The 24,443-nt window shown below is 70.2% G+C and carries 23 protein-coding genes; 13 read left to right on the top strand and 10 right to left on the bottom strand.

Annotated features, from left to right (window positions below; translation table 11 throughout):
- Nucleotides 1-82: 82 nt before the first annotated feature.
- Nucleotides 83-928, bottom strand: coding sequence for a DUF4846 domain-containing protein (locus SYV04_RS13170; RefSeq protein WP_321546082.1), 846 nt, complete (start codon nt 926-928; stop codon nt 83-85).
- A gap of 77 nt (nt 929-1,005) precedes the next feature.
- Here SYV04_RS13170 and SYV04_RS13165 point away from each other — a divergent pair, with 77 nt between their 5' ends.
- The 4 genes from SYV04_RS13165 to SYV04_RS13150 all read left to right on the top strand — a co-directional run bounded on the left by SYV04_RS13165 (nt 1,006) and on the right by SYV04_RS13150 (nt 3,858).
- Nucleotides 1,006-1,632, top strand: coding sequence for a hypothetical protein (locus tag SYV04_RS13165; RefSeq protein ID WP_321546081.1), 627 nt, complete (start codon nt 1,006-1,008; stop codon nt 1,630-1,632).
- 47 nt (nt 1,633-1,679) lie between these two features.
- Complete coding sequence (locus SYV04_RS13160) at nt 1,680-1,997, top strand: antibiotic biosynthesis monooxygenase (RefSeq protein ID WP_321546080.1); 318 nt, start codon at nt 1,680-1,682, stop codon at nt 1,995-1,997.
- Between the two features lies 1 nt (nt 1,998).
- Complete coding sequence (locus tag SYV04_RS13155; protein ID WP_321546079.1) at nt 1,999-3,165, top strand: iron-containing alcohol dehydrogenase; 1,167 nt, start codon at nt 1,999-2,001, stop codon at nt 3,163-3,165.
- 63 nt (nt 3,166-3,228) lie between these two features.
- A complete protein-coding gene (locus tag SYV04_RS13150) occupies nt 3,229-3,858 on the top strand; it encodes a hypothetical protein (RefSeq protein ID WP_321546078.1) in 630 nt (209 codons plus the stop codon).
- A gap of 6 nt (nt 3,859-3,864) precedes the next feature.
- Here SYV04_RS13150 and SYV04_RS13145 read toward each other — a convergent pair whose 3' ends face one another.
- Together SYV04_RS13145 and SYV04_RS13140 are read right to left on the bottom strand one after the other, a co-directional pair.
- Nucleotides 3,865-5,358: a M20/M25/M40 family metallo-hydrolase gene (locus SYV04_RS13145; protein ID WP_321546077.1), complete on the bottom strand. Its 1,494-nt coding sequence runs from the start codon at nt 5,356-5,358 to the stop codon at nt 3,865-3,867.
- Between the two features lie 8 nt (nt 5,359-5,366).
- Nucleotides 5,367-5,720: an STAUR_1299 family protein gene (locus SYV04_RS13140; protein WP_321546076.1), complete on the bottom strand. Its 354-nt coding sequence runs from the start codon at nt 5,718-5,720 to the stop codon at nt 5,367-5,369.
- Nucleotides 5,721-5,898: 178 nt separating this feature from the next.
- On the opposite strand from SYV04_RS13140, the gene SYV04_RS13135 reads away from it, so the two are divergent.
- From SYV04_RS13135 to SYV04_RS13125, 3 genes are all read left to right on the top strand, one after another.
- Nucleotides 5,899-7,440 (top strand): serine/threonine protein kinase, encoded by a 1,542-nt coding sequence (locus tag SYV04_RS13135; protein WP_321546075.1) that lies wholly within the window; start codon nt 5,899-5,901, stop codon nt 7,438-7,440.
- A 105-nt stretch (nt 7,441-7,545) separates the two neighbouring features.
- Nucleotides 7,546-8,880, top strand: coding sequence for an amidohydrolase (locus tag SYV04_RS13130; protein ID WP_321546074.1), 1,335 nt, complete (start codon nt 7,546-7,548; stop codon nt 8,878-8,880).
- 266 nt (nt 8,881-9,146) lie between these two features.
- Nucleotides 9,147-10,634, top strand: a complete 1,488-nt coding sequence (locus SYV04_RS13125; RefSeq protein WP_321546073.1) for a serine/threonine-protein kinase — start codon at nt 9,147-9,149, stop codon at nt 10,632-10,634.
- A 10-nt stretch (nt 10,635-10,644) separates the two neighbouring features.
- Here the strand turns inward: SYV04_RS13125 and SYV04_RS13120 are convergent, their stop codons facing one another.
- Both SYV04_RS13120 and SYV04_RS13115 read right to left on the bottom strand, forming a co-directional pair.
- On the bottom strand, nt 10,645-12,273 hold the full coding sequence (locus SYV04_RS13120) for an aromatic amino acid hydroxylase (protein WP_321546072.1): 1,629 nt from the start codon (nt 12,271-12,273) through the stop codon (nt 10,645-10,647).
- 73 nt (nt 12,274-12,346) lie between these two features.
- Nucleotides 12,347-13,282, bottom strand: a complete 936-nt coding sequence (locus SYV04_RS13115) for a LysR family transcriptional regulator (RefSeq protein ID WP_321546071.1) — start codon at nt 13,280-13,282, stop codon at nt 12,347-12,349.
- A 172-nt stretch (nt 13,283-13,454) separates the two neighbouring features.
- On the opposite strand from SYV04_RS13115, the gene SYV04_RS13110 reads away from it, so the two are divergent.
- Together SYV04_RS13110 and SYV04_RS13105 are read left to right on the top strand one after the other, a co-directional pair.
- Nucleotides 13,455-14,195, top strand: a complete 741-nt coding sequence (locus SYV04_RS13110) for a substrate-binding periplasmic protein (RefSeq protein WP_321546070.1) — start codon at nt 13,455-13,457, stop codon at nt 14,193-14,195.
- Nucleotides 14,192-15,154, top strand: a complete 963-nt coding sequence (locus SYV04_RS13105) for a cation diffusion facilitator family transporter (protein ID WP_321546069.1) — start codon at nt 14,192-14,194, stop codon at nt 15,152-15,154. Before SYV04_RS13110 ends, SYV04_RS13105 begins: the two co-directional genes overlap by 4 nt.
- Nucleotides 15,155-15,163: 9 nt before the next feature.
- Here SYV04_RS13105 and SYV04_RS13100 read toward each other — a convergent pair whose 3' ends face one another.
- The 5 genes from SYV04_RS13100 to SYV04_RS13080 all read right to left on the bottom strand — a co-directional run bounded on the left by SYV04_RS13100 (nt 15,164) and on the right by SYV04_RS13080 (nt 20,333).
- Nucleotides 15,164-15,814, bottom strand: a complete 651-nt coding sequence (locus SYV04_RS13100; protein ID WP_321546068.1) for a class II aldolase/adducin family protein — start codon at nt 15,812-15,814, stop codon at nt 15,164-15,166.
- The gene (gene mtnA / locus SYV04_RS13095) at nt 15,811-16,926 is read right to left on the bottom strand and encodes an S-methyl-5-thioribose-1-phosphate isomerase (RefSeq protein WP_321546067.1); all 1,116 of its coding nucleotides are present in this window, start codon (nt 16,924-16,926) and stop codon (nt 15,811-15,813) included. The genes SYV04_RS13100 and mtnA overlap by 4 nt, the downstream gene beginning before the upstream one ends.
- 4 nt (nt 16,927-16,930) lie before the next feature.
- Nucleotides 16,931-18,001 (bottom strand): 3-oxoacyl-ACP synthase III family protein, encoded by a 1,071-nt coding sequence (locus tag SYV04_RS13090; protein ID WP_321546066.1) that lies wholly within the window; start codon nt 17,999-18,001, stop codon nt 16,931-16,933.
- 66 nt (nt 18,002-18,067) lie between these two features.
- A complete protein-coding gene (locus SYV04_RS13085) occupies nt 18,068-18,961 on the bottom strand; it encodes an S-methyl-5'-thioadenosine phosphorylase (RefSeq protein WP_321546065.1) in 894 nt (297 codons plus the stop codon).
- Between the two features lie 43 nt (nt 18,962-19,004).
- A complete protein-coding gene (locus SYV04_RS13080) occupies nt 19,005-20,333 on the bottom strand; it encodes an AmpG family muropeptide MFS transporter (protein ID WP_321546064.1) in 1,329 nt (442 codons plus the stop codon).
- Between the two features lie 240 nt (nt 20,334-20,573).
- Here SYV04_RS13080 and SYV04_RS13075 point away from each other — a divergent pair, with 240 nt between their 5' ends.
- From SYV04_RS13075 to SYV04_RS13060, 4 genes are read left to right on the top strand one after another with little or no spacing between them, the layout of a single operon-like run.
- Nucleotides 20,574-21,686, top strand: a complete 1,113-nt coding sequence (locus SYV04_RS13075; RefSeq protein ID WP_321546063.1) for an ABC transporter ATP-binding protein — start codon at nt 20,574-20,576, stop codon at nt 21,684-21,686.
- On the top strand, nt 21,673-22,761 hold the full coding sequence (locus SYV04_RS13070) for an ABC transporter ATP-binding protein (protein WP_321546062.1): 1,089 nt from the start codon (nt 21,673-21,675) through the stop codon (nt 22,759-22,761). Before SYV04_RS13075 ends, SYV04_RS13070 begins: the two co-directional genes overlap by 14 nt.
- A gap of 13 nt (nt 22,762-22,774) precedes the next feature.
- Complete coding sequence (locus SYV04_RS13065) at nt 22,775-23,647, top strand: carbohydrate ABC transporter permease (RefSeq protein ID WP_321546061.1); 873 nt, start codon at nt 22,775-22,777, stop codon at nt 23,645-23,647.
- On the top strand, nt 23,644-24,441 hold the full coding sequence (locus SYV04_RS13060) for a carbohydrate ABC transporter permease (protein ID WP_321546060.1): 798 nt from the start codon (nt 23,644-23,646) through the stop codon (nt 24,439-24,441). The genes SYV04_RS13065 and SYV04_RS13060 overlap by 4 nt, the downstream gene beginning before the upstream one ends.
- The last annotated feature ends 2 nt before the right edge of the window (nt 24,442-24,443 follow it).

The raw sequence follows: 24,443 nt of genomic DNA, 5'->3' as shown, positions 1-24,443 counted from the left end.
AGGTGGCGGTGTTACCCAACCCGGAGGACGCTCGTCCACCGGGGCGGGCGGCCGAACACCCATTTCCCCCGAATATTCCGTCTCAGAGTCGACGCAATGAGGACCAGGGGAAGGGCTTCCAGAAGGGGGTGGCCACCTCCTCGCCCTCCAGTGAGAACCACGGCCCGTCCTTCCCCGGCGAGAGGATGTGGAAGTCCTGGGCGGGGATGAAGCCCTGGCCCAGCAGCGCCACCCGCTCGCCCTCCGCGTTCACCGCCACGTCCAGCACGAGCACGGCGTGTCCCGGGCTGCCCCCGAGCACGAAGAAGTCTCCGGGCCGGAGCTGCTCACGCGCGGGCCGGTTCTTCTCCACCTGGAGTGACAGCGTCCCCGCGTAGGTGAAGACCAGGTCCAGGTAGCCTCGGAACGAGGCGCGGGAGCTGTCCGCTCCGGCGCTGCGCACCCACGTCACCTTGGAGCCGGAGATGCGCGCCCGGTCTCCGGCTGCGTACTGAGGCCAGGAGGCCAGGTGTCCGCTGGTGAAGCGGTAGGCGATGCGCTCCTTCTGGCCCTGCACCCAGCGCCACTCGGCGTGGAGGCGGATGATGGAGTCGGCGCACTGCTGGAGGTTGGCCTTGCCCACGTCCAGCTCCGCCACCGCCGCCAGCCGCGCGTCGCCCTCGGCCAGGATTTCTCCGCCCCGGAAGTCGCGCACCGGGGTGCCCTCGGGGCGCAGCGGCAGGGTTCGCAGCCAGGCTCCGAACGAGCCCTCTTCCACGCTCACCCGGGTGTAGCCGGCGGGAGGCGCGAAGGTGGTCTCCAGCGGCCGCACCTGCGCGCTCTTGGAGAGCCAGGGGTAGCGGGTCAGCTCCTCGCGCGTGGGCGTATGAGGGGCCGTGCCGAGGAGGGCGGGGAGGAGCAGGCCTAAGGCGAGAGAGCTCAAGGTCATGGCGGAGGGGATGCGGCTATGCTGGGGACATGCATTCTCGGGCATGCCTCGTCCTGTGTCTCCTGGTGTGGCTTCCGATGGCGGGGTACGCCCAGCCGGCGGACGCTCCGACCCCTCCGCCGCTCGTCACCGCTCCGCTGGAGCCCCAGCCCCAGGCGCCTGCTCCTCGGGGAGAGATCATCCCCCGGCGGCAGGTGAGCGGGCCGGAGAAGGCCGATCTCATGATTCCCCGCGTCTTGCTGAGCACGGTGCTGGGCAGCGTGGCGAGCGCGGGCGGAGTCCTCGGAGGGGGACTGGTGGGACTGGGGCTCTCCCAGTGCGCCGCGTTCGAGGGGGATTGCAATGAGCCCGCGATGGTTGTGCCGATGCTCCTGGGCGCGTGGGGCCTGTCCTCGCTCACCGTGTACGGCATCGGCAGTGTGTTGAATGGCGAGGGCGGGCTGCTGCCCACCTTTCTGGGGGGTGCCGTGGGGACCGGGATGGGGGCCATCTTCCTGGTCACGGACAACGGGCCCACGCCGCTGTGGCTGCTCGCGCTGGCGGGACCCGCGATTGGGGCCATCGTCGGGTTCGAGTTCTCTCATGCCTCCTTCGAGCCCGCGTTGCCGCAAACCCTCCATGACCGCTCAAGCATTCAGGTGGTGCCGGTGCTGGGCATGACCCCCTCGGGAGGAGTCCTCGGCGGACTCAGCGGACGCTTCTGAAGCACCGCCCCTCCCACCGGGACCAGGGCTCGCGCTACCCTGCGCCCATGCCCAACAGCCTGCTGGTCGTCCACGTCCACGTCCACGTCAAGCCGGAGCATGTCGATGCCTTCCGCGAGGCCACCCTGGCCAACGCCCGCGCCAGCGTGAAGGAGCCCGGCATCGCCCGCTTCGACGTCGTCCAGGACACCGAGGACAAGACGCGCTTCGTGCTCGTCGAGGCCTACCGCACGCCCGAGGCCCCCGCCGCCCACAAGGAGACGGCCCACTACCTGAAGTGGCGCGACACCGTGGCGCCGATGATGGCCGAGCCCCGGACGAGCAAGAAGTACGTCAACGCCTTTCCTGAAGACGCGGGGTGGTGACATGAGCGCGCTGGGCTTCGAGTTCGCCACCGCCACCCGTATCCTCTTCGGCGCCGGCCGCCTCGCCGAGGCGCCCGAGGTGGTGCGGTCCCTGGGCGGCCGCCGGGTGCTCATCGTCACCGGGAAGAGTCCCGCACGCGCGCAGCCGCTGCGCGAGATGCTGGATCGCCTCGGGCTGGCCACCGTCGTCTTCCGCGTGGAGGGCGAGCCCACGCTGGAGGTGGCGCGCGAGGGCACCGCCACCGCCATCGCCGTGGGGTGTGATGTCGTGGTGGCCCTGGGCGGCGGCAGCGTCATCGACACGGGCAAGGCCATCGCCGCGCTGGCCGCCAACGGAGGCGACCCGCTCGACTACCTGGAGGTGATTGGCCGGGGACGCCCGCTCACGCACCCCTCGGTGCCGCTGGTGGCCATTCCCACCACGGCCGGCACCGGCTCGGAGGTGACGCGCAACGCGGTGCTGGGCTCCAACGAGGAGAAGGTGAAGGCCAGCCTGCGCAGCCCGCTCATGCTGCCGCGCGTGGCGCTGGTGGATCCGGACCTGCTCGCTGGCGCTCCCGGGCCGGTGATTGCCTCCAGCGGACTGGACGCGCTCTCGCAGCTCATCGAGCCGTTCCTGTCCGCTCGGGCCAATCCGCTCACCGACTCGCTGGCCCGAGAGGGGATACGCCGCTCGGCGCGCTCGCTGCGCCGGGCGGTGCTGGAGACGTTCGATGCGCCCGCGCGGGAGGACCTGGCGCTGGCCAGCCTCTTCGGCGGGCTGTGCCTGGCCAACTCCGGGCTGGGCGCGGTGCATGGCTTCGCGGCGCCGGTGGGCGGCATGTTCCAAGCGCCTCATGGTGCCGTGTGTGCCGCGCTTCTGGCGGCCACGCTGGAGGTGAACCTGCGCGCACTCCAAGCCCGTGCCGCCGCGCACCCGGCGCTCCCGCGCTTCCAGGAGGTGGCGGCGCTGCTCACCGGTCGGCCCGAGGCGCGGGCCGAGGAGGCCATCACCTGGGTCCAGGAGCTGTGCCAGGCGCTGAGCGTGCCCGGCTTGCGCCGCTATGGGCTGACGGAGGCCGAGGTGCCACGGCTGGTGGAGAAGGCGCGCGTGGCCAGCAGCATGAAGGCCAACCCCCTGGTGCTCACGGACGAGGAACTCACGGAGATCGCCCTGCGCTCGCTCTAGGAACTGCCCGCGGGTTTGCGCGCGGGGCGGCTTTGGCGGTACGACTGAGCCCAGGAGGGGGCAATGAAGTTCGGATTGCGTGGTGGCTTCGGAGCACTGCTCGCCGTGACCCTGTTCGCCGCTCCGGCGATGGGCCAGCAGGCGGCCGAGGAAGAGGAGGACTCCGGCCCGAGCCTCCAGGACGGAGTGGACGTCGCGCAGGACCTCGCGGAGGACGCCCTGGACCCGAGGAAGGCGGAGCGGCGGCCCGCGTCCCAGGTTCGTGGTACCCCCCACCCGACGGCTTCGGGAGCCACCAGCGTCGCGGAGGAGTCGGTGCAGGGCCTCGAGGCCCTCTCCCCCGTGGAGGATGACGCGGCGAAGGCGATGCTCCTCCCCAGTGCGCCGCCTCGGGGCCCGGCCCCCAGGCCGGGAGCGATGGGGGGCGGGCTCCAGGGAGCGGGGAGCACGGCGACCCTGGGAGATGACACGCTGCACGCCGTCCCGCTGAGCTCCTTCGGGGATGATGCCGCCCGGGGCGTACACGCCGGAGCGTACGCGGACAACGTGGTGCGCGGCGTCGGCTCGGGCGTGGGCATCGCGGATGACGCGGCCCGGTTGGCGGGAGGCGGCCTGGCCAAGATTGGTGGAGCGCTCGCCGTGCTGGGAGCGCTCCTGGCCAAGCTCTTCGGGGGCGGGAAGAAGGACGAGTAGCCCGCCCTACTTCCTCCCGCGCTTGCCCGAGGCCCAGTCCTCATAGACGTTGAAGGACTTCATCTGCTGCGCCAGGTCCGTGGCGCGCATCAGCGCCTCCACCTGGGCGCGCGACTGGCGGGGCAGCTTCGGCTCCATCTGGGCAAAGCCATACGCCAGCGCGGCGACGATGGCGGCGTTGAGCCGCAGCTGCTGTGCGTCGCACTTGTCCAGCTCGTCCGAGCGCGCGTGGTAGTTGGGGCCGTAGAGCGCCGGCTCCTGGTTGGCGATCAGGTTGGGCACTCCGTGCATCATGAAGTCGAAGTTGTCCGTACCCACCACGGGCGCGTCCACGTGCGTGAAGGGTCCCAGCCCCTTCACCGGCGCCAGCGCCCGGTCCACCAGCGCGGGCAGCTCGGGCCGGCCTCCGGTGAAGAAGCCCGTGATTCGCCCGCAGCCGATGTCCAGCGAGGTCGCCATGACGTGGTGCTCCAGCGCCGCCTCGTGCCGCTTCGTGTAGCCCCACGAGCCCTGCATGCCCTGCTCCTCCCCGTTCCACAGGGCGAAGCGCACCGTGCGCGCCGGCTGGAGCCCCAACCGCCGCATCTGCCGCGCCACGTCGATGAGCAGCACCACGTTGGCGCCGTTGTCCAGCGCTCCCGTGCCCAGGTCCCACGAGTCCAGGTGCGCGCCTACCACCACGACTTCCTCTGGCCTGGTGGCGCCGCGAATCTCCCCGATGACGTTGTGGCTCTCGTAGGCGGGGCCGGACTGGATGTCGAGCTCGGCCGTGAGGCTCAGCGCCTTGCCCACGCGCAGCAACCGCACCGCCCGCAGCGCCCCATCGCGCTCCATGACCAGCATGGGCCGGGTGTTGCGCGGTCCCACCGAGACGTTGTGCCGGTAGAGCAGGTTGTTGGGCCGCGAGCCCATGTAGACCACCCCTGCCACGCCAACCGCGAACGCGCGCTGCTCGATGGCGGCGCTCTCGCTGTACTCGCGGAAGAGTCCGTCCACGTCCTTCAATTCCTCGGTCTCCACGAGCAAGAACGCGCCGCGTGCCTTGTCCCCGAGCGCCTGGAAGTCCTTCTCCGTGCCTCGGCCCACGGCGAGCAGTGGCGCCGTCTTGCCTCCGCGCGGTGTGGCGGTGGAGAAGGGCATGGCCGCCACCCGGGGCGTGTAGCTGACGCGCTCTCCCTGCACCGTGGCGCGGGCGGAGCGCTCCAGCCACAGGGCGGGCATCTGGAAGGACTCCTTGCGCGCCTCCACCCCGGCCTCGCGCAGGCGCGCCAGCGCCCACTCCACCGAGCGCAGGTTGGCGGGCGAGCCGGTGGCCCTGCCGCCCACCTCATCCGTGAGCGACTGGAGATCGCTCAGCAAGGGTGTCTCTCCAAGGAAGGTGGCCACCAGCCGGGAGGCCTCGGTGGGGGCAGCGGCCTCGGACTGAGCCAGGGCCGGAGCGGCCAGGAGCGCGATGCAGAGCAGGGAGGATAGGCGCAGGGGGGAGGTTCCTACAGGCATGGGGGTTCTCAGGTGCGGTTGGGGCCGTAGCGGCGCTTCAGCTCGTCCAGGGACAGGCCGCTCCACTCGGACAACAGGCTCACCGCGTCCCGGGCGTGGAGGAAGTGCAGGGTGTCCCCGGCGAACACCGAGAGGAACACGCCGCCGCAGCCCGGCAGCCTGGCGCCCACCGACTCCAGGTAGTCCACCAGTCGGGGCAACGTGCGCTCCAGCAGGAAGGCGCGCACCTCCTTGTCGGGCAGCACGAACTCGTAGCTCTTGGCATCCCCCTGCTCCTCGCGGATGCGCGCCATGGCGGCGTTGGCCTCGGCGGCGGGGGACTGGGCGAAGGCCAGGCGCAGGAAGGTGTCGGTATCGCTCATGGGGCGCTCCTCGCGGGGACGGGGCGAGAGGGCCCGTAGCCTCGCCCCGCGCCAGGGGCGGGGCAAGCCGCCAGGGCAAGGAGTGGTGGGTTCCTGGACATGTCCTGGCGGTGGGCGCGGGGTGGACGTAATGGGAGGGGTGCTTCTCACTTCACCCATGGAGTAGGGTAGGGCCCTCATGGAGAGCTCCGCCCCACCTGAGCTGAACCCGACCGCGCTGCCGCCCGGCACGCGGGTGGGCTCGTGGCAGGTGAAGGGGTGGGGCGGCCGGGGCACCTACGGCACCGTGTACCGCGCCGTGAAGGCCGAGGGTGAAGCCGGGGGGCTCGCGGCCCTGAAGCTGGCCATTCACTGGCACGACGCGCGCTTCGAGCGGGAGGTGGAGCTGCTGGGCCGCATCCACCACCCCCACGTGCCGCGCCTGCTGGGCCATGGGCGCTGGCGCCACCCCTCGGGCGTCACCTACCCCTACCTCGTCATGGAGTGGGTAGAGGGGATTCCGCTCTACGAGTGGGCGGTGGCGAGCAACCCCTCCTCGCGGCAGGCCCTGGCGCTGCTGGCGCAGGTGGCGCGGGCGCTGGAGGCGACCCACGCGGTGGGCGGCGTACACCGGGACGTGAAGGGCGAGAACGTGCTGGTGCGGCGGGCGGATGACCAGGCCTTCCTCCTGGACTTCGGGGCGGGGCACTGCGCGGGCTCGGCCACGCTCACCCACGAGGTGCTGCCCCCGGGCACTCCCGCCTATCGCAGCCCCGAGGCCTGGCGGTTCGCCCAGCGCTACTTCCGGCTGCCCAACGCCCACTACGCGGTCCAGCCCGCGGACGACGTGTTCGCCCTGGGAGTCACCGCCTGGAGGCTGGTGACGGACCGGTACCCACCGCCCACGGACCCCGGCGAGGAGGGGGCCAGTCGCTGCTGGTACCAGGAGGGGGGCCTCTCGCAGTCACCGCGCGCGCTCAACCCGCGGGTGGAGGCGCGGCTCGAGGCCCTCATCCTTCGCATGCTCTCGGTACGGCCCCAGGCCCGAGGCACCGCGCGCGAGCTGGCCGAGGCGCTGGAGCTCACGGCGGCCCAGGCGGGGCCCGAGGCGGATGTGCCGCTCTTCGACCTGGAGGCGCTGGGGCGCTCCAAGGCCCCCACCGAGAAGGCGGTGGCCCCGCTTCCTCCTCCGGGGGAGCCGAAAGCGAAACGTGTGCCCGGGCGCGGTGGGGCGGAGGCTCGCGTGAGCGCCGAGCGGCGCGAGGCGGAGCGGGCCCGAGCGACCACCGAGCAAGTCGCCGCGCGTGAGCCCGTCTGGCCCTGGTTCGGCGCGGGCCTGGCCGCGGCGCTCGGGTTGCTGCTCACCGGAGAGCTGTGCGCTTCGGGCCTGCGTCGCCTCGAGGCGGAGCAGCACCCGGTGGCACAGGAGGAGCCGGATGCGGGGGAGCGGGATGGAGGTGTGGTGGGGCTGGCCGATACCGTGCCGGCCGCGACCATGGCCGAGCTGAAGGAGCCCTCCCATGGAGACCCCATCGGCTTGCCCATGCCCGAGTCCCCGTTCCGCGCCCAGCGGCGAGCGCCGCATTGCCGGCCTCCGCTGGAGGCCGCCATCAATGACGGGTGCTGGATTCGGCTGGCGGATGTGAAGCCTCCGTGCCGGGACATGGGCTACGAGTGGAAGGGCAGTTGCTACCTGCCCAGCTATCAGCCCCCCCGCGCGCCCACCTCGGAGCGGCCGTAGTCAGAAGGTTTCGGCAGGCGGCAAACGGGGCAGTGTCGTCGTGTACAAGGGTGGGGGCGACGTGCTCCTCTCTGCGCTCTACCGCCAGCCGACCGCGAGCCCACGATGACGAACACCCTCCTTCGCAACTGCCACGCGCTCGTCCCCGATGAGCGCGGTGTGCCCACCCTCGTGCGCAACCAGGACATCGTCGTTCGTGGCAATCGCATCGCGGAGGTACGGCCCACGGGCCAGCCTCCCGAGGCCGAGCTCGACGTCATTGAAGCCCATGGAATGCTCGCCATGCCGGGGCTGATCAACACGCACTCCCACGTGCCCATGGTGCTCTTCCGAGGGCTGGCCGAGGATGTGTCCATCGAGCGCTGGTTCAACGAGTTCATCTGGCCGCTGGAGAGCAACCTCACCGAGGAGCTCGTCTACTGGGGAATGCTCCTGGGGCTCATCGAGATGATCGAAGGTGGCGTCACCACCGTGGCCGACCACTACTTCTTCATGGACCGGGTGGCCCGCGCCGTGGAGGAGGCTGGCACCCGGGCGCACCTGGGCTGGGCCGTGTTCGGCAGCCGAGGACTGGGCGCGCTCGAGGAGACCGCCGCCTTCGCCGAGCGGTGGAAGGGAGGGGCGGGTGGCCGCATCACCACCTGCATGGCTCCGCACGCGCCGTACACCTGTGACGATGGCTTCCTGCGGGCCTCCGTCGCGCACGCGAAGCGGCTGGGGGTGGGCATCCACATCCACGCCTCCGAGGAGATGGGGCAGACGCAGGCGAGCCTGGACAAGCGGGAGATGACGCCCATCCAGGTGCTGGATGACACGGGAGTGCTCAGCGTCCCGGTCATCATCGCCCACGGGTGTGGCCTGCTGCCCGAGGACACGGAGCGCCTGTCGCGCTACCGAGACCACGTGGGCATCGCGCACGCGCCCAAGACGTACCTGAAGCTGGCCATGGGGATTACGCCCATCCGGGCGCTGCGCAAGGCGGGGATTCCCGTGGGGCTGGCGACGGATGGAGCGGTGAGCAACAACACGCTCGATATCTTCGAGAGCCTGCGCCTCATGGCGATGATGCAGAAGCACGAGGCGTCCAACCCCGAGGTGCTGCCTATTTCAGAGGCGCTCGATATCGCCACGCGGGGCAGCGCGGCGGTGCTGGGGATGGGGGACCGGCTCGGAAAGCTCGCTCCGGGCTACCTGGCCGACATCATCCTCGTGGACACGAGCGGGGCGCATTGGCAGCCGCCGCACAACCTCGCGGCTGGGCTGGTGTACAGCGCCCGTGCCAGCGATGTGCAGACCGTGATGGTGGATGGGCGCGTCGTCATGCGAGACCGACGCCTGCTCACGATCGACAAGACGCGCGTGCTCACCGAGGTGGCCACCCACATGGAACACCTGGCCAAGCGCGTGCCCGGTTCGCGAATCCAGACCTACAAGCCGTGAGCGGTGTCGGACACGTGCTCACAGGTTATCGTGCAGCCCAGGCAGAAAGTGCCAGCCCAACTCTAACCAGCAGGGCCTTTGGGGGCATTGGGCAGTTAAATCGAGCTGTGACTCCTAACCAGTTAGGAGTCTGCGTGCCAGGACGGGGGCCGGGACTACTAACCAGTTAGTAGTCCGCCAGCTGGAAGGCAGGAAGCAGCTTGATAACCCATGAGGTAGGGTAGGGCGACTGGGCGGAGTTGCCTACCCCAAGTTGGAGAATGCTCATGGGGACGAAGCGATCCCTTCAGGAAGTGGATCCTCTCAGCCTCCCGGTGGGGACGAAGGTGGGAGCATGGCGAGTGACGGGTTGGGGAGGCCGGGGCGCCTACGGCACCCTCTACCGCGTGGAGCGTGAAGGCCCCGATACCTCCGGTCCGTTCGCGCTCAAGCTGGCCATCCACCCACGAGATGAGCGCTTCGAGCGCGAGGCGTGGTTGCTCTCGCACATCCCGAGTTCTCACGTTCCTCGATTGCATGACCAGGGTGTGTGGGAGCACCCCTCTGGAGCCTTTCCCTACCTGGTGATGGAGTGGGTGGAAGGCGAGCCGTTGTACGAGTGGGCCTCGCGGCGAAACCCCTCCTCGCGGCAGGCATTGCGACTGCTGGCGCAGGTGGCGAGAGCTTTGGAGGCCACGCACGCAGTCGGTGGTGTGCATCGGGACGTGAAGGGGGCCAACGTCCTGGTTCGAGCGGGAGATGGCCGGGCCTTCCTCACGGACTTCGGGGCGGGGCATTACCGGGGCGCGGCCACGCTCACTTGGCGGTTGTTGCCTCCAGGAACTCCTTCCTATCGAAGTCCCGAGGCGCAGGCGTTTCTCCGCGCATTCCTCCGTCACCCCACGGCGCACTACCCGGCCAGCGCATGTGATGACCTCTTTGCGTTGGGCGTGACGGCGTGGCGGTTGGTGACGGACGAGTATCCGTCCAGGGATGAGGAAGGCACCGAGGCGTGGCGCGAGGAAAGAGGTGGGCCGCGTCTACCGCGAGAACTCAACCCTCGGGTGAGCCCGGAACTGGAGGCGCTCATCCTGCGATTGCTGGACATTGCGCCAGTGGAGCGTTTCGAGGGTAAGGCTTGGGTGGCGGCCGAAGCGCTGGAGCAGGCGGCGCGCAGCGCAGGGCCGGAGGGGGACCGTCCGTTGTTCTGCTGGGGGGACGAGTCGAATCCCCGCTGGCGCCCCCTGGAGCGAGTGCGGCGGGTCGTGGATCAGGATGTCGCCGCGAAGGAGGTACTGGCACTGCGCGAGGCAACGGCGCGAACTCGGGTAGCGGCCCCCCGTGAGCAGGTTCGGCCTCGGTTCTTGGGCCCCATGTGGGGAGCGGAACTGGCTGTGGCGCTCCTGGCATTGCTGCTCGCGGGGCTCGCCGTGGCGTGGTTGCGCCGAGGGCAAGAACTAGCGCATGCCGATAGGGATTCGCACGAGGGTGGCAGCGTGGCGGTAGGTGACAGCGCCCCTTCCGCCGCGATGCTTGCCACCATGCTCACCGAAGAGAAGGTGCCAGCGGTGGGGCTGCCGCTGCCCGCGAATCCCTTTCCCGGCCAGCGCCGGCCGCCGTGTAACAAGAATGGCGAGGTGGAGCTTCGGGGCGGGTGCTGGTACGCGCTACGCGATGCCACGTTGCCCTGCCGGGAGGACGCGTACGAGTGGAAGGGGGCCTGTTACCTGCCCTCCGCTCCTCCCCGGCGCCAGCCGACGGCGCACCCGCCTTGAGCGCTGATTGTTACGCCGAGGCGTGTGTCCGGGACTTGTGCGCGGACATGGCCGAGCGCAGCGGTGCTGTCTGTGGGGCCTCGCGCAGCTCCCGCACCTCTTCCCGCAGCAGCCAATCGTCCGGGAACCCGGCCGCGGCCTGGGCGATCTGCTCCAGCCGATCAGGCCGGATGTCTCCCGACTCGCGCATGGCGCGCACCTCGCGGTAGAGCGCCGCCAGCGCCGGAGGCAGTGCCTCCGCCTTGCGCGCCCGCGCCCGCGCCTCGCCATCTCCCTCGGCGAACGCGTTGAGCTCTCCGAACCAGCGGTCCCACGCCGCCGCGTCCGCGGGGCCTCCCGCCACCGAGGGCAGCCCCTCGCTCAGGTAGAGCCGCGCCACCGAGGGCAGATCCAGCTCCCGTCCGCCCAGCGTGCCGCGCAGGTTGAGCACCTCGCCGCCGCCCACCGCGAAGCCGCTCAGGCGCAGGCCGCTCGCCAACTCGAACTCAAACTCGCCGCGCTCCGGCAGCGTGCCCTTGCCAAATGCCACCAGCGCCACGCCCGTCCACGGCTTCTCCACGGCCTTGCCGCCGCGCGAGAGCATCACCGGCCCTCCAAGCTGCACCAGCGCCGTGCTCAAGCCCTCGGCGACGGCGCTCACGCCCGGCTCCAGCCGCTCCACCCGGCCCGTCACCTCGCGCCCGTCCGAGAGCACCAGGTGGTTCACCGAGCGCGCCCGCTGCGCCTCCTGCAGGCCGTAGTCCCCGCCGCGCTTCCACGCCAGCGTCGCCTCGAACTGCTCCAGCACCTCGAACAGGTGCTCGAAGTCGCGCGCCACGAAGAGCTGCGGCTGCATCTGGGTGATGTCGTAGCCGATGTCCGCGCAGTCCGCCGTCAGCGGCACCTTCTGCACCGCCGGCGTGAGGCAGTGCTCCGCCTCGCCAATGCTCGACAGCAGCCCCGCCCCGTACAGGCGCGGCTGCTCCAGGCTGCCCACCATCCCGTACTCCGCCGTCCACCAGTACAGGCGCGAGGCCCGGGTGCTCTCGCTCACGTAGCGGCAGCCCTTCTGCGCCGCATCCAGCCGCGCCTGCGCGTGCTCCACCTCTTCGGGCGTGGCCGAGGGGTCCTCCTTCACCACGCTCAGGTTGCGGATCGCCTCGAAGACGACCTGGTCCTCCAGCGAGGCAATCGCCTTGAACGCCGCCAACCCGCAGCGCTTGAGGAACTCGGCATAACGCGCGTTGGCGATGATGGGCGCGTGCCCCGCGCTCTCGTGGACGATGTCCGGCGCCGGCGTGTACTGGATGTGCTCGTGGGTGCGGATGTCCGCGGCGATCGCCAGCACGCCCAGCGACTGCAGCTCGGTGAACACCGCCGTGGGGATGAAGCCCCGCACGCTCACCGCGCCCCAGCCCAGCCTGGCCAGCCGCTCGTTCATCTCATCCATGCTGGGCAGGCGCTCCACGCCGATGCCCGTCGCCTCGAGGCCCTCCAGGTACACCGCGTGCGCCTTGTCCGACAGGTGCGCGCGCAGCCGACGGAGGATGTGGCGCCACACCGCCTGATCTCTCGGCGTATAGGCCTCATACTCCTGGCCCACCACGTAGCGACGCAGGTGGGAAGGCAGCCGGGCAAGAGTTCTCTCGGTCGGAGTCATTCGCGCACCCTCTTTCCTGCCCTTCAAGGTAAGGCCGGGGCGCTGTGGCGGAAATCCGTAAAATTTCGAAGTTCTATTCGGATTTCCGACGTTTCTGCCCGAGGCGGCGACGCAGTCCCTGGAGCACGAGGCGGGCCTCGGTGCTCATCGCGCCCATGGGCCAGAGGGCCACCACCTCCACGAACTGGGGCTGCTCCTCGCGCAGGGGCCAGACGTGGAACTCGGGAGGGAAGGGGCGCAGGGGCCGCAGGTCAGGGGTGATGGCGCATGCCTGGGGGAAGGCGTGCAGCAAGTCGAACAGGTGCAGGAAGCTCTCCACGCGCGCCACCTCGCGCACCCGCACCTGGTGGGCCGTGAAGCGCGCGGTGTTGGCGCCGCCGTAGGGGTCGTTCCGGAGCCAGTCCACGAAGGGTTGCTCAACCAGGTCCTTCACGTGCAGGGCCCGCGAGGCGCCGACGCGCGAGCGCAGGGTGCTCTCGGGGCCCGCCAGCACCACGAAGGGCAGGGCCTGCAGGGACTCGGCCTCCACGTCCCGGTGGGGCGGCAGCGGGCTGAAGCCCACCACCAGGTCCCTCTGGCGCGTCTGCACCTCGCGCACCAATTCGAAGGGCCCGCCGAAGCCGACCTCCAGCTTGATGTTGGCCTGGGCCGCGTCCCGGGCGATGTCCCCCAGCAGCATGATGGAGAGCGTGTGGTTGAGCCCCAGCCGCAGGCTGGCCTCGGTGCTCGCCAGGTCCCTCAGGCGCTTGAGGTCCAACTGGTGCAGCGGCGTCTGCGTGCCCTCGTAGAGCCGCTGTCCGCGCGGGGTGAGGTGGAGCCTTCGGCCCGGCCCACGCTCCAGGAGCGGCTCGCCTTCACCCAGGGACTGCTCCAGGGCGCGCAGGTGCTCGCTCACCACGGAGCGGGCTACGCCCAGGTACACGGCGGCCCCCTCCAGGCTGCCTGCTTCGACGGCGGCGGCGAAGGCCTCCAGCCAGACGAGGTGTCGCGGGAGCTTGCGAGGGGGCATGGACCGCCATGTTGCCCTACCCGCTGTGCGGAGGCGGACTTTCCAAGTGCCGCGCTGGTCGCCCGGCCTCCCCATGACGAACTTGTGAGGAGAAGTCGCCGGAGGTGAGCACAAGGTGCGGGGCCATTTCCTGAAGAGCCTGGGCAGTGGAGAGGGGGAGCGGCCCCCACTCTTGGTCCCTGAGGGAGCAGGCAAGCATCATACCCCCTCGCGAGCGGTGGGCCTGCTGCTGGCGGTGCTGGTGCTAGCCGCCGGGTGCGGCTTTCCGAGAGACCCCGAGGGCACGTTGGAGCGGGTGCGCGGCGGGATGATGCGCGTGGGGGTGGTGGAGCGCGAGCCCTTCACGCGCGTGGAGGAGGGCACCCCCACGGGGCCGGAGGTGGAGCTCGTCCAGGAGTTCGCCCGCACGCTGGGAGCCACGGTGGAGTGGACCGTGGGCGCCGAGCCCCGGCTGATGGAGGCCCTGGCGCACCAGCAACTGGAGCTCGTCATTGGCGGCATCCCCGCCGACACCCCGTACGGCTCGAAAGGAGGGCTCAGCCAGCCCTACCTGCGCTCCCAGCTCCGGGTCGGAGCGCCTCCCGAGCAGACGCCGCCGAGCGAGCTGAAGGGCCAGCGCGTGGCGGTGGAGAAGGGCCACGTCGCCATCGCGCTGCTCGAGGAGAAAGGCGCCGTGCCCGAGCCGACGAGCACCCTGGCCTCGGCGCCCGGGCTGCGTGCCGGCTTCGACTGGCAGCTCGAGGCCTGGGGCTACACCCCCACCGGGCCCACATTGAAGAAGGAGGAGGTGCTGCTGGTGGTTCCTCCCGGAGAGAACGGGTGGCTGCGACAGGTGGACCTGTTCCTCCATGAGCACCGCGACCAGGCGCGGGCCCGCCTCGTGGAGGCCGCGAAGCAAGGGGCGACGAGATGAGGACCGCCGCGCCATTCGACCTGCCGCCGGAGAAGAAGCGGGCGCTGGCCCGGGGCAAGCGGCTGACGTGGTGGACGCTGGCGCACCATGCCTCCGCCATTACCCTGCTCTACTTCACGCTGGGCAACTCGCAGGCGATGAAGGTGGCGTGGATGGAGGATCTGCTCAGCCTCATTCCCGCCATCGCCTTCCTGGTGGGGGCGCGCGTGAGTCAGCGGCGGCCCAACCCCGAGTACCCCTATGGCTACCTGCGCGCCACCACCGTGGCGTACCTGGTGGGCTCGGTGGCGCTGCTGGTGCTGGGCACCTTCCTGTTCTTCGACTCGGCGCTGAAGCTGGTGAAGGCCGAGCACCCCACCATCGGCTCGGTGGAGCTCTTCGGGCACTCGGTGTGGCTGGGCTGGCTGATGATGCTCGCGCTGCTGTGGTCGGGCACGCCCACGGTGCTGTTCGGCCGCTGGAAGCTGCCGGTGGCCCATGAGCTGCACGACAAGGTGCTGTACGCCGAGGCGGTGATGAACAAGGCCGATTGGATGACGGCGGGGGCGGCCTTGCTGGGCGTGGTGGGCATTGGCCTGGGGTGGTGGTGGGCGGACGCGGTGGCCGCGGGTGTCATCGCGATCGACATCGCCCATGATGGCAAGAAACACCTGTGCGCGGCGCTGGGGGACTTGATGGACCGAGCCCCCCGCACGCTCGATTACAAGCACCACGTGGAGCTACCGGAGCGCATCCGCCAGACGCTCGAGTCCCTGGATTGGGTGGAGGGCGCGCGGGTGCGGGTGCGTGAGGACGGGCACCTGTTCTTCGCGGACGTGGAGTTGGTGCCTCGCCGGGACACGCCGGACCTGGTGAAGCGGCTCACGCGCACCGCGCAGGACTTGCGTCGGCTGGACTGGCGCCTCCACGAGGTGCTGCTGGTGCCCGTGGAGCGGTTCACCCCGCCGCGCCCGGCCTGAGGCCGTGGCTCACTCCGGCTGCTGCCCGTAGGTGCGGAACTTCTCCAGCACCACCGCCATCTCCGCTTCATCGAGCAGCACGGGCTCGCCCACCTGGAGCGCCCGCAGGTACATGGCGGCGAGGGTCTCCACCTCCACCGCCAACTTGAAGGCGCCGGACAGGTCCTCGCCCACGGTGATGAGGCCATGGTTGGCGAGCAGGCACGCCTTGCGCCCCTCCAGCGCGGCCACCGCATGGCGCGACAGCTCCTCGGTGCCGAAGGTGGCGTAGGGCGCGCAGCGGATGGAGGAGCCCCCGGCCTTCGCCACCATGTAGTGGAAGGGGGGGATGGGGCGGCGCAGGCACGCCAGCGTCGTGCTGAACATCGAATGGGCGTGCAGCACCGCATTCACCTCGGGGCGCGAGGCGAGGATGTCGCGGTGGAAGCGCCACTCGGAGGAGGGCAGCCGGGGCCCCTCGTGGCCGCCGTCGAAGCGCATGCGCACGAGGTCCTCGGGCCGCAGCGCGTCGTAGTCCATGCCGGTGGGGGTGATGAGGAAGCCGCCCTCCACGCGGTGGCTGAGGTTGCCGGAGGTGCCCTGGTTGAGCCCCGAGCTGTTCATCTTCCGCCCGGTGGCGATGAGCGCCTCGCGCAGCCCGAGCTCCGACGGGGGGCTCACGTCCCCGTGCTCCGCGCCGGCCGCCGCTCGGGGAAGAGCGACAGCAACCCCTCGGGGGAGGCCGGGCACACGCCGCGCTCGGTGATGAGCGCCGTCACCAGCCGCGCCGGCGTCACGTCGAAGCCGTAGTTGGCCACTGGGCTGCCCTCCGGTGTCACCCGCACCGTCACCACCTCGCCCGAGGGCAGCCGCCCGGAGATGTCCGTGAGCTCGGTGCCGTCGCGCTGCTCGATGGGGATGTCGCGCACGCCATCCTCCAGCGTCCAGTCGATGGTGGGCGAGGGCAGCGCCACGTAGAAGGGCACGCCATTGTCCTTCGCCGCCAGCGCCTTGAGGTAGGTGCCAATCTTGTTGGCCACATCGCCCCTGGCCGTGGTGCGGTCCGTGCCGACGATGCACAGGTCCACCTCGCCGTGCTGCATGAGGTGGCCGCCCACGTTGTCGGCGATGACGGTGTGCGGCACGCCGTGCTGGCCCAACTCCCAGGCGGTGAGGCTGGCGCCCTGGTTGCGCGGCCGCGTCTCATCCACCCACACGTGGACGGGCAGGCCCGCCTCGTGGGCCAGGTACACGGGCGCGAGCGCGGTGCCCCAGTCCACGGTGGCCAGCCACCCGGCGTTGCAGTGGGTGAGCACGTTGACGCGGCCCTTGCGCCCCTTGCGCTCCCAGGCGGCCTCGAGCAGCCGCAGGCCCTGGGTGCCGATGCCCCGGTTGATCGCCACGTCCTCGTCGCACAGGGCCGCCGCGCGCGCGTACGCCGCGGCCACGCGCTCGCCCGGGGGCAGGGGCTGGAGCGCGCGGCGCATCTCCTCCAGCGCCCAGCGCAGGTTCACGGCCGTGGGGCGGGTGGCCAGCAGCACCGCGCAGGCCCGCGCCAGCGCCTCATCCGAGGCCTCCACGCGCAGGGCCTGGCACACGCCATACGCCGCGGTGGCGCCAATGAGCGGCGCGCCCCGCACCTGCATGGAGCGGATGGCGTGGGCCACCTCCTCCAGCGTGCGCAGGCGCAGCGTGGCGAAGGCGTGTGGCAGGCGCGTCTGGTCGATGATGCCGACGGTGGCTCCGTCCGCTTCGAGCCAGACGGTGCGCGTGGGTTGGCCGTGAACCTTCATGGGGTTACTCGCGCATCAGCGCCGCGCCCCAGTGGAAGCCGGCGCCCAGGCCCACGAAGCACACCAGGTCGCCCGCCTTCACCTTGCCGCTCTTGCGGCACTCGTCATAGGCGATGGGGATGGTGGCGGCGGTGGTGTTCCCGTAGCGCTGGATGTTGTTGTAGACGCGCTCGTCCGGCAGCTTGAGCGACTTCTGCACCGCCTCGTTGATGCGCAGGTTGGCCTGGTGGGCAATCAGCATGCGGATGTCATCGACGGTGGCGCCGACCTTCTGGCACACCTCGTTGACCGCCTCGGGCATCTTCGACACGGCCATCTTGAACACCGTGCGCCCGTCCATCGACGGCACGTAGCGCGCCTCGTCCACCTGGCCCTGGTTCACGTACGGGCGATAGGCGAAGCCCGCCGCCGGCACATAGAGGCTCTCGGCCTTGCTGCCATCCGAGTGCAGTACGAAGCCCAGCAGGCCGCGCTCCGGGTCGTCGGTGGGGCCCAGCACCAGCGCGCCGCCCGCGTCCCCGAACAGGGACGTCCGGTCACGGAACTGCGTGTTGCGCGCGTGCTCCTCCGGGGTGATGGCCTCCTGGCTCTTGCCGGTAATCAAGTCGAAGGCCTTCTTGGACCAGGGCATGAAGCCGCTGTGAATCTCCGCGCCCACGAACAGCAGACGCTTGGAGATGCCCGCGCGAATCAGCGCGTCGCACACCTGCAGGCCGTAGATGAACCCGCTGCACTGCTGGCGGATGTCGAGCGCCGGCACGTTGGCGATGCCCAGCTTGGTCTGCAGCAGGCTGCCGCAGCCCGGGAAGTAGTAGTCCGGGGTCATCGTCGCGAAGACGATGTAGTCAATCTCGTCGGCGGACACCTTCGCGTCCTCGAGCGCCTTGCGCGCCGCGCGCACGCCCAGGTCGCTCGTGGTGGTGCCCTCTTCCACGAAGTAGCGCTGCTCGATGCCGGTGCGCTCACGGATCCACTCGTCCGACGTCTCGCAGATCTTCGAGAGCGCATCGTTCTTGATGCAGTGCTCTCCGGTGACGAAGCCACTTCCTAGAACTCGGGTGAAGGCAGGGGTCATGATCTCCTCTAGAGCCGTTGCTTTATGCGGCTCGCACGAGGGGATGCAAGTTAGCCTTTGGCCCCGTCAGCTCTTGCCGCGCTGCATCACGCGCCCGGCCACCGCGTCCAGGCGCTGGAGCACGGCGGGGTCCCTCGCCTCGGGTGCGGTGATGAGGGCCGTGTCCAGGCACGTCTGGCAGCCGTGCGTGCAAGGGCCCTGGTGTCTGGCCAGCAGCGGCACCACGCGTTTGACGAGGGCGCGCGCCTTGCCGGCGTTGGCCAGGAGCACGGAGATGACCTGCTCCACAGTGACGGCGTCATGGCCCGGGTGCCAGCAGTCGAAGTCGGTGACCATGGCCACGGTCGCGTAACAAATCTCCGCCTCTCGGGCGAGCTTGGCCTCGGGCATGTTCGTCATGCCAATGACGTCGCACTTCCAGCTTCGGTACAACTCACTCTCCGCGTGGGTGGAGAACTGAGGCCCCTCCATCACCAGGTAGGTGCCACCTCGGTGGATGGGGATGTCCGTGCCCTCGGCCGCGGCCATGACGGCGTCGCCCAGGCGCGTGCAGACGGGGCGGGCCATGGAGACGTGGGCCACGCAGCCGGTGCCGAAGAAGCTCTTCTGCCGGGCGAAGGTCCGGTCGATGAACTGGTCCACCACGACGAAGGTGCCGGGGGGCAGGTCCTCGCGCAGGCTGCCCACGGCGGACAGCGAGAGGATGTCGGTGACGCCGCTGCGCTTGAGCGCGTCGATGTTGGCGCGGGAGTTGAGCTCCGAGGGGGAGATGCGGTGGCCTCGGCCGTGGCGGGGCAGGAACACCACGCGCTGGCCCTCGAGGGTGCCGAAGCACAGCTCATCCGAGGGCTCGCCGAAGGGGGAGGAGACCTTGCGCCAGGAGACGTCCGTCAGGCCGTCGATTTGGTACAGGCCGCTGCCGCCGAGGATGCCGATGACGGGCTGGGAAGGAGTCGTCATGGCGGGCAGTCTTCCCGCCGCGCCTCGGGGAGGCAACAGTGAATCAGCCCGCGCCCTTCTTGGCGGCTGAGGCCAGCTCCGCCGCGGCTTCGGGTGCCACGGTGGGCGGCGTGGCCTGCTCCGTGGCGGCCTGGGGCTGAGGAGGCTGTCCCATGTCGCGCGGCATGAGCGCGAGCAGCACCAGCGCGGGCGTCATCGCCAGGGTGGTGGCCACGTAGAAGCTGCTCCAGCCCAACGCCTCGGCCAGGTAGCCCGAGAAGGCGCCCAAGAGCTGCATGGGCACCGCCGACAGGCTGGAGAGCAGGGCGTACTGGGTGGCGGAGAAGTTCTTGTTGCACAGCGCGGTGATGAAGACGGTGATGGCCGCGCTGCCCATGCCGCCGCAGAAGTTGTCGGCGCCCACGGTGAAGGCGAGGAAGAAGGGGTCCTTGCCGCGCGCCGCCAGCGCCACGTAGAGCAGGTTGGTGAGGGCCTGGGCCGAGCCGAAGAGGAACAGGCCCCGGCGCATGCCCAGCTTGGTGATGAGCAGGCCGCCCACCAGCGCGCCGCCGATGGAGCCCAGCATGCCGGGCAGCTTGCTGATGAGGCCCAGCTCCGTGTTGGTGAAGCCCAGCTTGAGGACGAACGGAGTCGTCATCCGGAAGGCCACCGCGTCTCCCACGCGGAAGGCGACGATGAAGACCAGGGCCAGCACCGCGGGCCAGCCGCGCTTGAGGTACTCCACGAAGGGCTTCACCACCGCTTCGGGCAGGGTCCTCGGGGGGCGGCTCGCCGTCGGCTCGGGCCCCAGGACGGCGGCCACCACGCCCACCGCCAGGAACAGGCCCATGACGGGGTAGGTGTACTTCCAGCCGATGACGTCCGAGAGGATGAGCGCCACCGACATGGCGATGACCATGCCCACGCGGTAGCCCAGGGTGAAGACGGAGACGCCGAAAGCGCGCTCCTCCTCGGACAGCAGGTCGGTGCGGTAGGCATCCGCGGCGATGTCCTGGCTGGCGGACAGGAAGGCCACGAGCACGGCCAGGCAGGCCATGGCCAGCGCGTCGGTGCGCGGGTTGACCTGGCCCATGGCGACGAGCGTCAGCGCCAGCAGCACCTGCGTCACCACGAGCCAGCCGCGCCGCCGGCCGAGGAAGGGCGGCACGTAGCGGTCCATCAGCGGCGCCCAGGCGAACTTGAAGACGTAGGGGGTGCCCACCAGGCCGAAGATGCCAATGGTCTTCAGCGACACCCCTTCATTCGTCATCCACGCCGCCAGGGTGCTGCCCGTGAGGTACAGCGGCAGACCGGAGGCGAACCCCAGGGCCAGCATCAGCCACACACGGGGACTGCTCAGCACGGACAGGAGAGACGGGGAGCGGGAGGACATAGGCGGAGCCAAGGGGCTCACTCTACGCGTTCCCATTTACAACGCACGATTGATGCCTCGGGGCGACTGTTCGCTTGCCTGGCCTGGGGAGGGGCTCCCGTCCGGTAGCGGATGGAGGCGGGGCCCTGGGGCGGGATGCCGCGGCGCGGGGTGACCTGGGACGTCCTGATGAAAGCTGGAAACGGCCCAGGGCTGCTCTAGAGTCGCCGCCCGCGCGGGTTGCGCAGCGAGGGGAGCGGGGTGAAGCAAGGCATCGAGCTCGACAAGGTAGGACGGGTGGTGGGCGGGGAGATGCACCTCGCGGACATCGATCTGAAGCTCGAGCCGGGCTCGTTCAACATTCTGCTGGGCCGCACGCGGGCGGGGAAGACCTCGCTGCTGCGGCTGATGGCGGGGTTGGACCGGCCCACCTCGGGCAGCATCCGCTTCGACGGGGAGGACGTGACGCGCCGGGACGTGCGCCAGCGCAACGTCGCCATGGTGTACCAGCAGTTCGTCAACTACCCCTCGCTCACCGTCTACGAGAACATCGCCTCGCCGCTGCGGCTGGCGGGCAAGCTGAGCGCTCCGGAGCTGGACCGGCGCGTGCGGGACACGGCCGCGGCGCTGCGGTTGGACCCCTTCCTGAAGCGGCTGCCGGCGGAGCTGAGCGGCGGGCAGCAGCAGCGAACGGCGATGGCGCGGGCGCTGGTGAAGGACGCCTCGCTGCTGCTGTTGGACGAGCCGCTGGCCAACCTGGACTACAAGCTGCGCGAGGAGCTGCGCACGGAGATGCGGCAGATCTTCAAGGACCGGCCCGCCGTCATCGTCTACGCCACCACCGAGCCCTCCGAGGCGCTGCTGCTGGGCGGGCGCACGGCGGTGCTGCACGAGGGGCGGCTGTTGCAGGTGGGCTCGACGCTGGACGTCTATCAGTCCCCCGCCACTGAGCGGGTGGGACAGGTCTTCAGCGATCCGCAGATGAGCCTGTGGGACGTGGAGGTGACTGGCGCCGAGGCGCGGCTGTCGCCCACGGTGGCCCTGCCGCTCGCCGGGCACCTGAAGGCGCTGGCGCCAGGCCGCTACCGCCTGGGGCTGCGCGCCCACCACGTGCGGCTCTCGCCCGCCTCCGACACGGACGTGCGCATCCCCGCTCGCGTGGAGGTGGAGGAGGTGAGCGGCTCGGAGACGCTCATCCACGCCACGCACGGGGGCCTCTCGCTCACCGCGCAGGTGGAGGGAATCCACCGCCACCCGTATGGCACGGAGCTGGACCTGTTCATCGCTCCGTCACGGGTGTTCGCCTTTGGTCCGGAGGGGCGCCTGGTCGCCGCTCCCGCCTCGTCCCAGGAGGCCTCGCATGGCCCGCATTGAGCTGCGCGGCGTGGCCCACGCCTATGGCCCCGCGCCGGAGTCCGACAAGGACTGGGCGCTGCGGCCGCTGGAGCTGGTGTGGCAGGACGGCGGCGCCTACGCGCTGCTGGGGCCGTCGGGCTGCGGGAAGACGACGCTGCTCAACATCATCTCCGGGCTGCTGCGGCCGACGCGGGGGCAGGTACACATCAACGGGGTGGATGTGACGGCGGCGCCGCCCCAGGCGCGCAACATCGCCCAGGTGTTCCAGTTCCCGGTCATCTACGACACGATGACGGTGTCCGAGAACCTCGCCTTCCCGCTGCACAACCGGGGGGTGGGCAAGGCGGAGACGCAGGCGCGGGTGGAAGAGGTGGCCGCGCTGCTGGAGCTCACGCCGGACCTGAGGCGGCGGGCCAGCGGGCTGTCGGCGGACATGCGGCAGCGCATTTCGCTGGGCCGAGGGCTGGTGCGCAAGGACGTGGCGGCCATCCTCCTGGACGAGCCGCTGACGGTGATTGATCCGCACGTGAAGTGGCTCTTGCGCCGCAAGCTCAAGCAGGTCCACGAGAGCCTGAAGGTGACGCTGGTGTACGTGACGCACGACCAGGTGGAGGCGCTCACGCTGGCCGACCAGGTGGTGGTGATGAACCAGGGCCGGGTGGTGCAGGCGGGCACGCCGCAAGAGCTGTTCGAGCGCCCGGCGGACACCTTCGTGGGCTACTTCATCGGCAGCCCGGGCATGAACCTGCTGCCGTGCGCGGTGGAGCCGGACGGCGCGGTGGTGGAGGGGCAGCGCATTCCTCTGGCGCCGGAGGTATGCGCGAAGGCGAAGGCGGACGGAGGCGAGCTGCGGCTGGGCATCCGCCCGGAGTTCCTGCGGCGGGTACGGGAAGGCACGCCCGCCTCGGTGCGCGTGGAGGTGACACAGGTGGAGGAGCTGGGGCGCTACCGCATCGCCACGGCGAAGCTGGGAGCGCAGGTGGTGAAGGTGCGGCTGCCGGAGGAGGAGCGCGTCGCGGCCGGCGAGAGCTGCTGGCTGGAGTTCCCGGCGAAGTGGACCACGTTGTACGCGGGTGGCCGCGCGGTCTCCTGAGGAGGAGAGGACTTTGGAGAAGCCGACGAACAACCGCGCCTGGCTCCTGGTGCTGCCCGTGTTGGGGGTGGTGGCCTTCAGCGCGGTGATTCCGTTGATGACGGTGGTGAACTACTCGGTGCAGGACATCCTGGGCCCGGACCAGCATGTCTTCGTGGGCACGGAGTGGTTCCGCAAGGTGCTGAGAGATCCGGAGCTGCACGGCGCGCTGCGGCGGCAGCTGGGCTTCTCACTGGCGGTGCTGGCCATCGAGATTCCGCTGGGCATCGGCCTGGCGCTGGCGCTGCCGATGAAGGGCAGGGCGGCCTCGGTGGCGATTGTGGTGCTGGCGCTGCCGCTGCTCATTCCGTGGAACGTGGTGGGCACCATCTGGCAGATCTTCGGCCGCGGTGACATTGGCCTGCTGGGCGTGGCCATCAACGGGCTGGGGCTGAGCTACAACTACACGGCGGACGCGCTGGACGCGTGGCTCACGGTGCTGGCGATGGACGTGTGGCACTGGACGCCGCTGGTGGCGCTCTTGTGCTACTCGGGCCTGCGAGCGATTCCGGAGCCCTTCTACCAGGCGGCGCGCATCGACGGCGCCTCGGCGTGGGCCACCTTCCGCTATATCCAACTGCCGAGGCTTCGCGGAGTGCTGACCATCGCGGTGCTGCTGCGCTTCATGGACAGCTTCATGATCTACACCGAGCCGTTCGTGCTCACGGGCGGAGGGCCGGGCAACTCCACCACGTTCCTGAGCCAGTACCTCACGCGGCTGGCGGTGGGGCAGTTCGATCTGGGGCCGGCGGCGGCCTTCTCGCTCATCTACTTCCTGGTGGTGCTGCTGTTCAGCTACGTCTTCTATACCGCGATGACGCAGGCGGGGCGGAGCGAGGCCCAATGAGAGTCTCGCGCGTCATTACTCCGCTGTACCTGCTGCTGAGCCTGGTGCCCATCTACTGGCTGCTGGGCATGTCGCTGAAGACGAACGAGGAGATCCTCGGCGCCTTCTCGCTCATCCCGCGCGCGCCCACGCTGGACAACTACATCACCATCTTCACGGATCCGGACTGGAACCAGGGCTACATCAACTCGCTCACCTACGTGGCCATCAACACGGTGTTGTCGGTGGTGCTGGCGCTGCCGGCCGCGTATGCCTTCTCGCGCTACCGCTTCCTGGGCGACACGCACCTGTTCTTCTGGCTCCTGAGCAACCGCATGGCGCCGCCGGCGGTGTTCCTGCTGCCCTTCTTCCAGCTCTACTCGAGCATCGGCCTGTTCGACACGCCGTGGGCGGTGGCGCTCTCGCACATGCTGTTCACCGTGCCGCTGGCGGTGTGGATCCTCGAGGGCTTCATGTCCGGCGTGCCCCGGGAGATCGACGAGACCGCCTATATCGACGGCTACAGCTTCCCGCGCTTCTTCCTGCGCATCTTCCTGCCGCTGGTGCGCTCGGGCGTGGGGGTGACGGCGTTCTTCTGCTTCATGTTCTCGTGGGTGGAGCTGCTGCTGGCGCGCACGCTCACCTCGGTGGACACCAAGCCGATCGCCGCCACCATGACGCGCACGGTGAGCGCGGCGGGCATGGACTGGGGCGTGCTGGCGGCGGCGGGCATGCTCACGCTGGTGCCGGGCGCGGTGGTCATCTACTTCGTGCGCAACTACATCGCCAAGGGCTTCGCCCTGGGGAGGGTCTAGGC

The sequence above is a fragment of the Hyalangium ruber genome (assembly GCF_034259325.1).
Lineage (GTDB): Bacteria > Myxococcota > Myxococcia > Myxococcales > Myxococcaceae > Hyalangium_A > Hyalangium_A rubrum.
This window is presented reverse-complemented; position numbering and strand designations above follow the sequence as displayed.